We start from the raw sequence: 14,223 nt of genomic DNA on the forward strand, positions 1-14,223 counted from the left end.
ATAAAACTATTACCAGCACTGCGATTAGTAACTTGTAACTGCTCACCTTTGGTAGTTTGTAGAATCACCTCCACACCAATCTTAGTGGGATTTGCTTTCACTGCCGTCACTTGCACAATTTCTGCTAAGGGCGTGTTTGGCGGTGCAGGCGACTGCACAAGCTGTTGAGCGCTGACGATGGGATGCTTTATCTCTTTTAGATGACGAATCTTTGAAGTTAGCGCGGATTTTAACTTTTCATTGCTTGGTTTAATCTCTGCCCTACCTGGCTGCATAGTTATAGCACTCAGACATGCCGTAAAGACTGCCAGCCACAGATAAACAATCCTAGAAAACTGCCAACGCTTCATAACAACTCCCTACACACCTGCTCACAAAACTTTGCTTATTCACACGCTTTGCAGTCCCCCAGGAATACTGGAGGATGACTTCAGTAAAAAATCTGGATTATTGCAATTATTTCTTAGTTATCAGTGAAACAGAGTGTACAGAAGAGTTGGCAATCAAGTCTACTCAGAAACGGCTTCAGATCCCGAAACGGACTTCTTGCCGACTAAACATTTCCCTGGCGTAATGCCGAACCTACGTTTAAAGGTAGCTGCAAAGTGTCCTAAGTTAGAATAACCAACTAAGTTAGCAACCTCAGCAACGGAGAGATCGCCTTGCCGCAATAGTTTTTCTGCCCACTCCATACGCTGATTGGTGATGTAGCTAAATACAGTTGTGCTAAAGAGTTCCTGAAATCCACGTCGCAGAGTGCGTAGGCGTAGCCCGCCGCAGGCATCGCTCACCCCCACAAGTTGCGATAATTCCAGCAATGACGGCGGATTCTCTAAACGGGAGTGCAAAATTTCTTTGGCATGATGAATCCGGGCGATGGTTTCTGCCTTCATTCGTGGGGGTTTTTGCACTCCACCTTGATCCACCAGCATCGAAGTTAACTGCAAGCGGATCAGTTCCAGCACTCTCACCTGCAAATACATCCGCTTGGCGATTCCTTGATAAGGACAGTTAATGATTTGCTCTGCCACAGAGTGTACAGCAGCAGTCTTTTTAGGCCATAGCATTGTCTGCCAATCATCACCTTTCGCCAGTAAGCTGAACTGAGAAGGAATTTTGCCATCTGCTGTCGAAAAAAAAGTTCCCAATAGCTCAGGTGGCATGTGAATATCAACGCCTATACTCCGTTGGGATTTTGGATTCTTTGCAATCCATGAGTGTTGAACGCCAGCACCAGATATCAGTGTATCGTCTGTGTTAACTCCTAAAAGACCGACATGAAATTGCAGAGGATGATTATATTCAGAAACTTTTATCAATACATCATCGTAATATTCAGAGTCACTAATTGAAAGCAACAGATGGGGATACACCTCAATCTCTCGCACATATCCTTTGCCCAGCTGTCTAGGCATTTGATAAATATATTCATTAGATTCTGGGTTTTTCTGGCTGTTCATTTCAGCTTCAGCCCATAGTTCTTCCCACTCTTTTGTCGTCAGGGTAATAGTCATGGTTAGTAGTAATAATAATATTTATCAACAATTATAGGTTAGTATGGCGTTACCAAAGCTTACGGTCAGTATCGCTCATGGCAGTTTTCAGTCAGCACACAAACTATGTGTAGGCGTAGCCAGTCGTAGGCATTGCCCAAATTTTTTTGAACTGATTTTTAAAGCTGGCGATGTCTACGACGGGCGTAGCTGCGGCATCTGACATACCCTAGTTAATACTCCAAAAAGGCGATGTCTACGACGAGCGTAGCTGCGACACCTGATATACCTTAGTTATGGATCTGGGTGTTAGCTGCTTATAGCTTAATTAATTACAGTGATTGCCAGCGGAGCGTACTCCGTCTTTACGGGACGCTACGCAAACAAAGAAGCAAGCTACGCGCCTTGCTTGGTCTGCAAGAGTTACAATCCCAGCCACAAGCGAATTGCTTCATTTCGCTACCCATCTCCTAAGACAAGTAGCGAACGGGTTTTCCAAAAGAGTACGCTACATTTGCAATCACATTGTGTAATTAATTATGTTTGCCTACTTATTTTTTAACAACTCACTAAATTTTCCACAGCGCTGGCACTATTTGGTAATGCGGCTGTTAAAACTTCGCTACCTACTTCAGTAACTAGTACATCATCTTCGATGCGGATTCCGCGCACATCAGCAAATTCAGATAAACGCTGCCAATTCACCACATTCTGATATTTTGAGCGGACATTGGCATCATTTAAAATTGCTGGCACTTGATAAAAACCAGGCTCAATTGTGACTAACATTCCTGGACGCAAAGGACGATTTAAACGGAGATAGCCTAAGCCAAAGCGATCGCTCCTAGAACGTCCCTCTTCATAGCCAGCTAAATCACCCAAATCTTCCATATCATGAACATCTAAACCCAGTAGATGACCGATACCATGAGGGAAAAACAGCGCGTGGGCATCCATCTCTACTAAATCTTGGGGATTTCCTTGTAAAATGCCTAACTCTACTAAACCCTCAGCTATGACCCTAGCAGCTAGCAGATGAATATCCCCATACTCTGCACCAGGCTGTATTTTGGCAATGCAAGCATCATGGGCTGCCAACACAACATTATAAATATCTCTTTGGGTAGATGAAAATTTACCAGAAATTGGCCATGTTCGAGTTACATCACCAGCCCAACCTGTCTCAGTTTCAGCGCCAACATCGGCAAGTAATAAGTCACCTGGTTGTAGGGGATGGTGATACTGTTGGTTATGCAAAACTTCACAGTGAACGGTGACAATACTGTTGTAGGAAGTTGTCATATTGTGGGCAATAATAACCCCTTCCATCGCTGCCCGAATTTCTGCTTCCAGCTTGGCTTTAGGTGTTGCTGCCATACCGGCTTTGTGCGCTTCAACAGTGACAGCCGCAGCTTTTCGCAACTCGGTTAATGCAACTTCATCATGAGTGAGGCGCAGAGAAGCGATCGCCTTAGCTAACTCTAAGTCAATTCCTTGGGGAGGACTTTGTGGTAAAACCCATCTATTTAATAGCTGCGATTGTTGCGTCCAAGTTGCTGCATCTTGTACAGCAAGTGTGGCGGCATCTTCTACCCAAGATTCTAATTCTGCCATTGGTCGAGCCACATCCGCCCCAATTTTCTGAGCTATTTCCTCCCGCATTGGCATTTCTCCATGCCAAAGGGCGCTGCTGGGTGATGGATCGTCTATAAATAGTTCTAGTTTGCCATCTTCTAAACGAATTGCTGCATTTGATAATGGCAGTCCAGCAAAATAGAGGAAATGACTGCTAGCACGAAACGGAAAGAGATTTGCAGGAAAGTTGCGTGGACTGTTGCTACCTGACCACAGAATTACTGGAAAATCAATGAGGTTGGCTAGTTGTTGGCGACGGTGGCGTAAAGTATCGATTAGGGAAGTAAAAGTTTGTTGGATCAGCATAAATAGAAACTCAAAGAGAAGGGTAAAAGTTATAGGTTTGCTTTTATTTAGGGACTTCCAAGAAATAAACTATCCAAATAAACGAACCACAGAGACACAGAGGAATAAGGAGGAGAGAGTTTTTTCGCCAGTTTTTTGAGTATTTTATTTGGAAGTCCCTTAGTCATTATCGTCTTTATCGTCATCGTGTTTATCATCCTTGCGATCGCCATCTTTGTCGTCGTTATCTTTGTCGTTCTGCTTTACCTGCTTAGGCTGTTGGTTAGGTTGTACAACTGGTTTTTGTGGCTCAGTTGGAGCAGATGGCTGCGGTACTTCAACAACACAACTAACTAATCCTCCAGAAATTAGCGCTAAGTTGACAGCAGCAAAGATGCTTTTGAAGATTTTTATCCTCATGTTTCCGTTTTGCTTTAACATTGACTCTAGTTTTTGGAGATTGTATTACTAATTTCTAAGGTACTGTATATGGCGGTTCTCATTTGGATGTAACACGGCTGTGCGCCTCTACGAACGAGCTGCTTCATAATAATGGTAACTATGAGGTATAAATCTCTAACGCACTCTTGATAAATATATAGCTGTCCAATTTTCAAGGTGACTCTAATGGGACAAACCATTACTCAGGTTGATGCTTTTACCAATACACCTTTTGCAGGTAATCCTGCTGCTGTTTGTGTTTTGCCTGCTCCCCAAGACGAATACTGGATGCAGAATGTAGCGCAGGAGATGAATTTATCTGAGACAGCTTTTCTAGTTAGACAGGATGATGGCTTCAATTTGCGTTGGTTTACGCCCACGGTAGAAGTACCGCTTTGTGGTCATGCAACTTTAGCTAGTGCCCATGTACTTTGGTCAGAGGGACATTTATCACCTGATGAAGTTGCGCGTTTCTATACTAAAAGTGGAGTGCTGATTGCTAAGTTGCAAGGTGAGTGGATTGAGTTAGATTTTCCTGTAAATCACTCACAAGCAACAGTCGCACCTCCAGAACTCAGCGAGGCTTTGGGTGTACCATACAAATCTGTCTTGCAGAATTCATTAGGTTATTTAGTGGAATTGGAATCGGAAGACTTGGTGCGGCAAATGCAGCCTAATTTTCAACTCCTAAAAGTGTTGCCTGTTTCTGATGTTATAGTCACCAGCATTGCTTCTTTAGATTTAAATTATGATTTCGTTTCTCGCTTCTTTGCACCAGGAGTAGGTATTAATGAAGACCCCGTTACTGGGGCTGCCCATTGTTGTCTTGCTGCATTTTGGCGCGATCGCTTGCACAAAGATGAGTTGTTGGCTTATCAAGCATCTAGTCGCGGTGGGGTGGTGAAGGTATATTATAACGGAGGCGATCGCGTCTTTCTCGGCGGACAAGCGGTAACTGTTATGCGAGGCGAGTTAATTACCGCATAAACCTAATAATATTACGAATCAATTGCATCCGGCAAAAACTCAGCATCAAGAATTCGGGCAATGGAATAAGGACACTCCACTGGAAATGTATCTATTGGTAGTTCTATCCAAATTGTCCAGCACGAATGAGTTGCACAGTCTTTTCTATCCATGCTACAAAATCTGTTTCATATAACTGGGCTGCGCTTTTCGGAATCGGGGTCATAAACTTCGTGCAATCGCACCTTATACGAGTAAAATTACAGAGATTTTACGCGCATTTTAAAGTCAGAGACTATGCGAGGCGATCGCGTCTTATTAGCCAGACACGTTGTAGCACACTTATTTGGGAATGTTTCGGCAAAAGTTACACGTATCTCTATTTTTGGCAAAGGTATTGATTATCGATTTTACTTAATTTTTGCAAGCCGATGCAATCACATTGTTAGGCGACACAATCGCATTGTCGGACGATGCAATAGCATGCTTAGGCGATGCAATAGCATTGTCAGAGGATCTAATGGCATTGTTAAGCGACACAATCTCATTGCAAGAGGTTACGTTAAAATGGCACAGCAATACAAATAAACTGCAATAGCGTACTTTTGCAAAGAAGCAACTGTCACAATATTTAAATAAGCCTATATTTTAATTTCAAAGATGTCTACTAGAAATATAAATAATCAAAGTCGTATCCAAGCTCGTGACTGGCCAATTGAGCAATTACCTGGACTAAGCCACGAGGAACAATCTCAACTGCAAAATTGTGGAATTCCTAGTACAGTAGCGCTAATCAAACAAGGGAAAACTCTGGAGAAAAGAGTAGTATTAGCAAATAAACTACAAATTCATCTTCAGTATGTAAATAAATGGATGGCTTTAGCTGATTTAGCACGTATTCCTAGTGTAGGCACACAATATTGTGGTTTATTGCTCCATGCAGGTATTGGTTCTGTAGCGCAGTTGGCTCAGACTCCCACTCACAGATTGCACCAACAAATTATGCGCTTGCAAGTAGCAACAATGCAGCGACGAGATTTGTGTCCAGCAATTGAATTAGTACAACAGTGGAGTCAGCAAGCGAAAACAATGATTAGTTAGGAGTTAGGAGTTAAAACTCATAATTGATAATTCGTAACTCACAACTCCTCACTCTTTCGCTAAGACACCATTAAGGAAGATATCAGCAAGTCCTTCTGCCATTTCCTGCATTTGTTGGGGGGAAGCGTCAGGTTCCATAAGGGTGTTGTTGGAAAAACCTGCGATCGCAAACATTCCCAAAAAAACTTTAGCAACTAGCTTGGCATCCATTTTGCGATAAATGCCTTTATCCATCGCTGTTTGAAAGAATGCTTCGCCCACATCAGACATTTTAGTAATCACTTCTAATTGAATGCGATCGCGCAAGTCGGGATGAAACTGCACCTCCATAAAACAAACGCGCATTAAATCGGCATTTTTTTGAAAATTCCACATCCGGCGACGCATCACCTGAGCTACAGCTTTATAGCTGCCCATTTCACTTAATTCTGTCAGCAAATCTGTGAGAATCTCCACCCATCCACTCGTCGCTACTTCCACCAAAATTGCCTTTTTATTGGCAAAATGACGAAATAGAGTGCCTTCAGCTACACCTGCCGCCTGTGCTAAATCGCGGGTGGTAGTGCCGTCAAATCCCTGAGAGGCAAACAATCGTTGTGCTGCCTGTAAAATCCGGGTACGCGTCTGAGCCTCTGAGGGTGGGGAAGAATTAAAAACTCGCATAACAGTTATGGTGAAATTTGCGGAACAGGATTTGTAGCATTATTGTCTAACGTCAAGTAAAAAAGCTTAATAAACTTAATACAAGATTAACGTCTTTTTGCTAAGTATCTAGTTTTTTAGGTAGTGTAACTTTATCTTAATTTTTGCTTATGAACCAGATCAGTCGGTCAATTTTAGGTTTTAAATTGGGGACTTTCCTGTGGAACGCTACGCGTAGCTTGCTTCCACGAAGTGGTACGACTTCACTGAGTCCTTCTCTACAAGAGGCTGCGCCAACGACTTCGCTCAGGAACCATCGAACGATTTTGGATTGGTCAGATAAAGTATCTCTCATATTGCGACGGTTGTTTGTCGCTTTATTAGCTTTGATCGTTTTGTGGTGGGGATTGCTGCCAGAAATTGCTCTAGCTCAAACTCAGACAGCACCTCCTCCCCAAAGAGTGCAGCAACCTACAAAAACTCAAACTCCACCAGTTGAAAGTTCGATCCAACCTTATCTGAATCAAGTTATCAAGAAGTTAACAGAGTTTCGTCTCGACAATGGTCTAAAATTCATTGTCTTGGAACGACATCAAGCACCTGTAGTTTCTTTTATTACTTATGCGAATGTCGGTGGTGTGGATGAGTCAGATGGCAAAACTGGTGTAGCCCACTTTCTAGAACATTTGGCGTTTAAAGGGACAACGCGCATTGGTACAGAAGACTACAAGGCAGAAAAACCTCTATTAGAAACCTTAGAACGATTGGATGGGCAAATTAAAACAGCGAAAGCTGATGGCAAAAAAGATGAGGTTGCCCAATTAGAAAGTGAGTTTAAGCGAGTAGAAGCGCAAGCAGCCAAGCTTGTCAAGCAAAACGAATTGGGGAAAATTGTCGAACAAGCGGGAGGTGTAGGTTTAAATGCTAATACTTCAACTGAAGCTACTCGTTATTTCTACAGCTTTCCTGCCAATAAGCTGGAACTTTGGATGTCGCTGGAATCGGAACGATTTCTTGATCCTGTAATTCGTCGTGAGTTTTATAAAGAGAAAGATGTAATTTTAGAGGAGCGACGAATGCGGGTGGAAAATTCACCCATTGGATTGATGGTGGAAAAGTTTATTGATACTGCTTACAAAGTTCATCCCTACCGCCGTCCGGTGATTGGTTATGACGAAGATATCCGCAATCTGACACCAGAAGATGTGCAAAAGTTTTTTGATACTCACTACGTACCAAGTAATTTGACCATTGCTATTGTCGGAGATGTTAACCCAACTGAGGTGAAAAAACTGGCGCAAACTTATTTTGGCCGCTATCTGGCAAGAACCAAAGCTGTTGAAGAAATCCCGGTAGAACCGTCACAACAACAAACACAAGAAGTTACTTTACAGCTACCTTCTCAACCCTGGTATTTAGAAGGTTATCATCGTCCGGCAATTACTCATCCAGATAATGCCGTCTATGAAATCATTGGCAGTTTATTAAGTGATGGGCGCACGTCACGGTTGTATAAATCTTTAGTAGAAAAACAACGCTTGGCACTAAGTGCCCAAGGTTTTAGCGGTTTTCCTGGAGATAAGTACCCAAACCTGATGTTATTTTATGCTCTCACGGCTCCTGGTCATACGGTTGATGAGTTGGCGGTGGCTTTGGGCCAAGAAATTGACAAATTAAAAACTGAGCCTGTAGCAATGGTTGATTTAGAACGGGTGAAAACCCAAGCCCGGGCAGGTTTGTTACGCACCCTCGATTCAAATATGGGGATGGCTCAACAATTGTTGGAATATGAAGTGAAAACTGGCTCTTGGCGGAATTTGTTTAAGCAGTTAGATGATATTTCGGCGGTGACAACGGCTGATATTGTGCGGGTGGCAAAGGAGACGTTTACGCCAGAAAATCGCACGATTGGGAAGCTGTTGTCGAAGGAAGGATGAGACAATTTTAGATTTTAGATTTGGGATTTGGGATTATCAGAGGCTTGCTGAAGCTACGGTTAGAGGAATTCAAGTATTATGACGAAAAAGTGAAATGGTGTAACAAACAGCCCCAGACGCAGAGAAAGAGAAATATGGAGAATTCAAGATGGTAAAAAAGTATTTTGCTGGCAGAAATCCAAAATTTCGCTTCAGGTCATTCCGAAATCTAAGTTACGCTGGAAGCGCACCAAAGGTGCGACTTAAAATCCAAAATGGAAAGGGGTTGATTTATGCTTTGGTTGGTGTATTTGCGTGTTTACTTTTAACTTGTAATTTTTCTCTAGCGGCGACGACTGAGGCAAAGCATTATACAGAGTTGCAGTTACCACCGCTACCAGAGATTAAGTTACCCAAGTATGAGCGGTTTGTTCTCCAGAACGGCTTGGTTGTCTATTTGATGGAGGATCACGAATTACCGTTGGTGAATGGGACGGCGTTTGTGCGGACAGGAAATCGCTTGGAACCACAACAGAAAGTTGGTTTAGCTGGTTTTACAGGCGCGGTGATGCGAACTGGAGGAACTAAGAAGCATTCACCTGATGAACTCAATGAAATATTGGAACAACGCGCGGCATCTGTAGAAACCAGTATTGGTGAAGCTTCTGGTAGTGCTAGCTTTGACGCACTCAGTGAAGATTTAGAAACGGTATTTGGGCTGTTTGCCGAGGTGCTGCGATCGCCAGTATTTGCTCAAGAAAAGCTAGACTTGGCTAAGACACAAGCAAAGGGTGGCATTGCTCGTCGCAATGACAATCCAGATAGTATTGCTAGTCGAGAATTTAAAAAATTGATCTACGGGAAAGATAGTCCTTATGCTCGCACCATAGAGTATGCAACGGTAGATCAGGTTGAGCGTGAGGATTTAATTAAGTTTTATCAGCAATATTTCTACCCCAATAATATGATTTTAGGGATTGTGGGGGATTTTGACACCAAGAAAATGCGATCGCTCATTCAGGCTAACTTTGGCGACTGGAACCGCAACCCAGGTATTGCTAAACCCAAATTACCAAATGTTTCGCTAGCTAATACAAGTGGAGTCTTTTTTGTCAATCAGCCACAACTGACACAAAGTAGTGTGCTTCTCGGACATTTAGGCGGACGGTTTGACAATCCTGATTATCCAGCGCTGGATGTATTGAATGGGGTATTAAGTGGATTTGGTGGACGCTTATTTAATGAAGTGCGATCGCGTCAAGGTTTAGCTTACTCTGTTTACGGCGAGTGGAGTCCTCGTTTCGACTATCCTGGCATGTTTATTGCTGGTGGACAAACGCGATCAGATGCTACCGTTCAATTTGTCAAAGCCTTGCAAGATGAAATCAAGCGCATCCAAATTCAAAGAGTTACAGCAAAAGAACTAGCTTTTGCGAAAGAGTCTACACTCAACTCCTTTGTATTCAACTTTCAAGACCCCAGCCAAACTTTATCACGGTTGATGCGATACGAATATTACGGCTATCCTGCTGATTTTCTCTTTCGCTATCAAAAAGCCGTCGCCGCCACCACTGCTGCTGATGTGCAACGAGTAGCACGAGAATACCTCAAGCCAGAAAAGATCGTGACTCTAGTGGTAGGGAATCAAACTGCTATTCAACCGCCATTGACGCAGTTAGCAGCAAAGGTGACACCAGTAGATGTAACGATTCCTGGTTCGCAACCACAGGCGAAGAATTAATCCCTGGTAATCGGCGTTCACAAGTAGTTGAGTAACTACTCAAATGAAATAATTTCCTTCATTATCGGGAAATGACTGAGGACAAATTGTAGTAAGCAGTAGAAACTAAATCAGGAACCAAAGCCTCTGGAGTTTCCAGAGGTTTTTTTTTAATTACACTTTTTTAGGAGCGATCGCTCCATACACTTTAATAGAGGGGTTTATTAAACAGGCGAGATCCGACAACAAACTGCTGTGTGTCCAAGCATCTAACAATTTAGTGATGAAGCAGCAAACAATTGTCGCCTTAACTGGAGTAAGCTAAATTCAGATTTGAGCTACTGGGAGTGGAGATGATGTTGTTGGAATTAAAGCGCATTCATGTTCCACCAGGGCAAAGGGTGTTACTGCGAGATGTAACCTGGCAGGAATTGGAAACAATTCTAGAGGATTTAGGGGAACACCGTGCTGCACGAATTGCTTATGACAGGGAAATACTGGAGATTATGGCACCACTGCCAGAACATGAATACGATAAAGAAATTATTAGTGATTTAGTCAAAGCGCTTTTGGAAGAATTAGATATTGAGTTTATTAGTCTTGGTTCTACCACTTTCAAAAACCAAGTGATGGCTCAAGGTATAGAACCTGACCAATGTTTCTATATAAAAAATGAATCCAAGATTCGCGGCAAGAAGCGACTAGATTTAACAGTAGACCCCCCTCCAGATTTAGCTCTAGAAGTTGATATTACTTCTCGTACTCATCCTAATATCTATGAAGCTTTAAAAGTACCTGAGCTTTGGCGTTTTGATAAAAGACAACTCCAAATTAATGTTCTACAAGACGGGCATTATGTAGAGTCTCAACAAAGTCTAAATTTTCCCCTATTCCCATTAATTGAAACGATTTCCAAATATCTTGAGCAAAGTACAACAGCAGGCAGAAATGCAACACTTAAAGCTTTTCGTCTTTGGGTAAAAAAGCAGATACAACAGCAATTACTTAATAATTCGTAATTCGTAATTAATTTTAGGTACACAACTACCTAACTTGTACCTCTATTTGGATCTGGCAACAGGTTAAGACAAGTCGGCTTGGTAAACCAAGAATCCCACGGCTTCAAACCGTGGGAGTATCAATTAGTAATGATTCAGGTTAATGCCAGCTTCTTTTGCCATTGCTTCTAACCCATTAATTTGTAGGGTTTTGATTGCTTTGGTAGACAGCTTTAACTTTACCCAGCGATTTCCGCCTTCCCACCAAACACGCTTGCTTTGCAGATTAGCGTGCTGAAGGCGTCTAGTACGGCGATGGGAGTGGGAAACAGCAAAGGCGTTATTTGCTTTCTTACCAGTTAGTTCACAGCGACGCGACATAGCAAGTATCTCCAGATTGTTATTTTAATACAGCCTTTCCATTTTAGGTCTTAGACAACAGAAATGGAGAAGGGAGTAGGGGAATGGAGAGTGGGGAATGGGGAAGCAGGGGGATAAATAACTCCTAACTTCTAACTATTCTTACTTACTAGCTTGTTCTGTCAGCTTGGTGAGTACCTCATTTGATCGCTCGACGAAGGATTTCATTCCCTCAGCGTCAAATCCTTTCTGAGACATCAGCGCTAAATCGTAGACGTGTTGACAAATCAAGTTTACTAACTGATTAGTAGGTGATTGACCATCACCTTGAATAATACTACCTTGGTTAAGATTTGCCAGATTTTGAATCAACGGGTGAGCAGTATTCACTAGCAAAACGTGATCTTCAGGAAACTCTACTGACTGCTGCTGCATCATAGCGTTCATTTCCCGCATACGGCGGAGAATCTCTGGTAGAAGCACGATCGCAGGTGGTGTACCATGAGGATCGTCTGATTTCAAAGCTTCGGTGCGGATGTTGAGTTTGGGTTTATTGAGGGATTTCTCAAATAACTCTTTGATCGTCTCACTCCGAGTTTTATTCGTCTTAGGATCAACAATTTCTGTAGCTTTGTCTTGTTCCAGCAGAGTATTATCTAAGTCAGAATCCACCCGTGTAAACTTTACATCCTGATATTCCCGCTCTAGGAAGTTGATAAAGTGGGTGTCGATGAAGGAGTCCATAAACAGGACTTCCAAGCCTTGATTTTTGTGTAGTTCTATGTATGTAGCTTGGGTTGCTTCATCAGTGCTATAGAAAACCCGGTTTTCGTTACGTTCTTTGTTGCGTTCTAGATACTCTTTGAGTGTGGTATAAGGAGCGCTGGGTGTTGAGTTCTCAGAACTGGGTGAAGGAGTCACATCTTGCCAAGCATCCCCGTCTGAAGACTGTACTTCAACTACTGGAGTTTGGGCAGCAACTTTTTCTGTCAGCTTGGCGGTGGTACGGAAGACGATGATATCTTCGATTTGTTTTTTGAATTTCTCGTCATTGAGAACGCCAAATTTCACAAAAGTACCAAGATCCTTCCAAGCACTGATGTATTGTTCACGATTATCGCGGAAAAGTTCTTTGAGGCGATCGCCTACTTTTTTCGCAATGTAATCACCGATTCTCCGCACGGTGCGATCGCCTTGCAATGCACTGCGCGATACGTTCAGGGGAATATCGGTACTATCAATCACACCCCGCATTGGCATCAGAAATTGCGGGATAATTTCTTCGCAGTTGTCGCTAACAAAAACTTGATTGCAAAATAGCTTGATCTGCCCTTTGGTAACATCTACATCAGGCCTCATTTTGGGGAAATACAGAATCCCGTTGATGATAAAGGGATAGTCTGTATTTAAATGTACCCACAACAGAGGTTCTTCCTGAAAAGGATACAAGTAGCGGTAAAACTCTAAATAATCTTCTTTACTCAGATTACTCGGAGACTCTCGCCACGGTGCTTTTTGCTTATTTAATACTTCGCCATCAAGTTTAATTGGTACTGGCAAGAAGTCGCAGTAGGTCTTGACAAGATTTTTAATCCGTGCATGTTCTAAAAATTCTTCCTCTTCTCCTTGTAAAGTGAGAGTAATAGTAGTGCCGCGAGTTGTCCGGGGCGATTCTTCTAGGGTGAATGCTGGAGAACCATCGCAAGTCCAGTGAACCGCCTGCGCTCCTTCTTGGTATGACAGTGTATCAATCTCTACTTTTTGCGCCACCATGAAAGAAGAGTAAAAACCAAGACCGAAGTGGCCAATTATAGGTTGATCTGATTTGCCTTCATACTTATGAATAAATTCTTCGGCACTAGAGAAGGCAACCTGATTGATATATTTCTTAACTTCATCTGCGGTCATCCCGATACCATTATCGGAGATGGAGAGAGTCTTGTTATCTTTGTCAATGGCAATTTCAATTTCCGGTTCGCCGATATCTCCAGCATAATCTCCGGCGCGGGATACCATTTTCAGCTTTTGGATGGCGTCTACAGCGTTGGATACCAGTTCCCGTAAGAAGATTTGGTGATCTGAGTAAAGCGACTTCTTAATGATCGGGAAAATATTCTCAGTATGAATACTGATAGTGCCTTGTTCTAGCATAATTGGTAATCTTCGATGTTAGTATTTGAAATGATGATAGCGGCTAATACAGCCTAGCCTTCTGCTTTCCAGGATAAACCCGGAGAACATAGAAGGGTATGATACCAATTAGGATTTTAAAAGCATAACTTAGGCGATCGCTCCTTTTGTAAGCATTGTTTGCCCCCATTTTGTGATTCGGATTTCCCTACTCCTGATTTTCACCGTAGGTTTATTTTTCAAAATGTTCGTTAACAAAGAATTAAAAATTCTAATTTCCAGAACGTTTTTTACCTGATTACCCAGGGAAAAAATTAGACGCAACTGGTGGTGGTAACTGATGAGCCGATTTTTTGATAAATATTTCGCATTTCTAATATCTAACGAGGTGATCAGTTGCATAAACAATGCCTACCTAACCTGATGGACTGACAAATATGGTGGGTATACAACTACAGGATTCCCCGAAAAACTTTGAAAATAACAGTTTCTCATTTTAATTCATAATTTGTAACAATAAATAGTAGGGACGCACA

12 protein-coding genes and 1 pseudogene are annotated in these 14,223 nt (G+C 42.4%); 5 read left to right on the forward strand and 8 right to left on the reverse strand.

Annotated features, from left to right (window positions below; translation table 11 throughout):
• From V7L20_RS10665 to V7L20_RS10680, 4 genes and pseudogenes are all read right to left on the reverse strand, one after another.
• Nucleotides 1-350: pseudogene (locus V7L20_RS10665) on the reverse strand (TonB-dependent siderophore receptor); the annotation flags it as partial.
• 159 nt (nt 351-509) lie between these two features.
• Nucleotides 510-1,514: a helix-turn-helix transcriptional regulator gene (locus tag V7L20_RS10670; protein WP_334744047.1), complete on the reverse strand. Its 1,005-nt coding sequence runs from the start codon at nt 1,512-1,514 to the stop codon at nt 510-512.
• Between the two features lie 537 nt (nt 1,515-2,051).
• Nucleotides 2,052-3,434, reverse strand: coding sequence for an aminopeptidase P family protein (locus tag V7L20_RS10675; protein ID WP_334744048.1), 1,383 nt, complete (start codon nt 3,432-3,434; stop codon nt 2,052-2,054).
• A 159-nt stretch (nt 3,435-3,593) separates the two neighbouring features.
• Entirely contained in the window at nt 3,594-3,833 is a 240-nt protein-coding gene (locus V7L20_RS10680) for a hypothetical protein (RefSeq protein WP_334744049.1), read from the reverse strand.
• A 207-nt stretch (nt 3,834-4,040) separates the two neighbouring features.
• Here V7L20_RS10680 and V7L20_RS10685 point away from each other — a divergent pair, with 207 nt between their 5' ends.
• Complete coding sequence (locus V7L20_RS10685) at nt 4,041-4,841, forward strand: PhzF family phenazine biosynthesis protein (RefSeq protein ID WP_334744050.1); 801 nt, start codon at nt 4,041-4,043, stop codon at nt 4,839-4,841.
• 11 nt (nt 4,842-4,852) lie between these two features.
• On the opposite strand, the gene V7L20_RS10690 is transcribed toward V7L20_RS10685, so the two are convergent.
• Nucleotides 4,853-4,993 (reverse strand): hypothetical protein, encoded by a 141-nt coding sequence (locus tag V7L20_RS10690; RefSeq protein WP_334744051.1) that lies wholly within the window; start codon nt 4,991-4,993, stop codon nt 4,853-4,855.
• A gap of 487 nt (nt 4,994-5,480) precedes the next feature.
• On the opposite strand from V7L20_RS10690, the gene V7L20_RS10695 reads away from it, so the two are divergent.
• Nucleotides 5,481-5,921 carry a DUF4332 domain-containing protein gene (locus V7L20_RS10695; RefSeq protein ID WP_334744052.1) on the forward strand — a complete coding sequence of 147 codons (441 nt, stop codon included), beginning with the start codon at nt 5,481-5,483 and terminating at the stop codon, nt 5,919-5,921.
• Nucleotides 5,922-5,969: 48 nt separating this feature from the next.
• On the opposite strand, the gene V7L20_RS10700 is transcribed toward V7L20_RS10695, so the two are convergent.
• On the reverse strand, nt 5,970-6,584 hold the full coding sequence (locus V7L20_RS10700) for a TetR/AcrR family transcriptional regulator (protein WP_334744053.1): 615 nt from the start codon (nt 6,582-6,584) through the stop codon (nt 5,970-5,972).
• Between the two features lie 149 nt (nt 6,585-6,733).
• Here V7L20_RS10700 and V7L20_RS10705 point away from each other — a divergent pair, with 149 nt between their 5' ends.
• The 3 genes from V7L20_RS10705 to V7L20_RS10715 all read left to right on the forward strand — a co-directional run bounded on the left by V7L20_RS10705 (nt 6,734) and on the right by V7L20_RS10715 (nt 11,218).
• Entirely contained in the window at nt 6,734-8,500 is a 1,767-nt protein-coding gene (locus V7L20_RS10705; protein ID WP_334744054.1) for an insulinase family protein, read from the forward strand.
• 235 nt (nt 8,501-8,735) lie between these two features.
• Nucleotides 8,736-10,220: a M16 family metallopeptidase gene (locus tag V7L20_RS10710; protein ID WP_334744124.1), complete on the forward strand. Its 1,485-nt coding sequence runs from the start codon at nt 8,736-8,738 to the stop codon at nt 10,218-10,220.
• A gap of 335 nt (nt 10,221-10,555) precedes the next feature.
• Complete coding sequence (locus V7L20_RS10715; protein ID WP_334744125.1) at nt 10,556-11,218, forward strand: Uma2 family endonuclease; 663 nt, start codon at nt 10,556-10,558, stop codon at nt 11,216-11,218.
• Between the two features lie 123 nt (nt 11,219-11,341).
• On the opposite strand, the gene rpmB is transcribed toward V7L20_RS10715, so the two are convergent.
• Nucleotides 11,342-11,578 carry a 50S ribosomal protein L28 gene (gene rpmB / locus V7L20_RS10720; RefSeq protein ID WP_334744055.1) on the reverse strand — a complete coding sequence of 79 codons (237 nt, stop codon included), beginning with the start codon at nt 11,576-11,578 and terminating at the stop codon, nt 11,342-11,344.
• A gap of 141 nt (nt 11,579-11,719) precedes the next feature.
• Entirely contained in the window at nt 11,720-13,708 is a 1,989-nt protein-coding gene (gene htpG / locus V7L20_RS10725) for a molecular chaperone HtpG (protein ID WP_334744056.1), read from the reverse strand.
• Nucleotides 13,709-14,223 lie beyond the last annotated feature (515 nt).

Source organism: Nostoc sp. (assembly GCF_036916735.1).
GTDB lineage: Bacteria > Cyanobacteriota > Cyanobacteriia > Cyanobacteriales > Nostocaceae > Nostoc.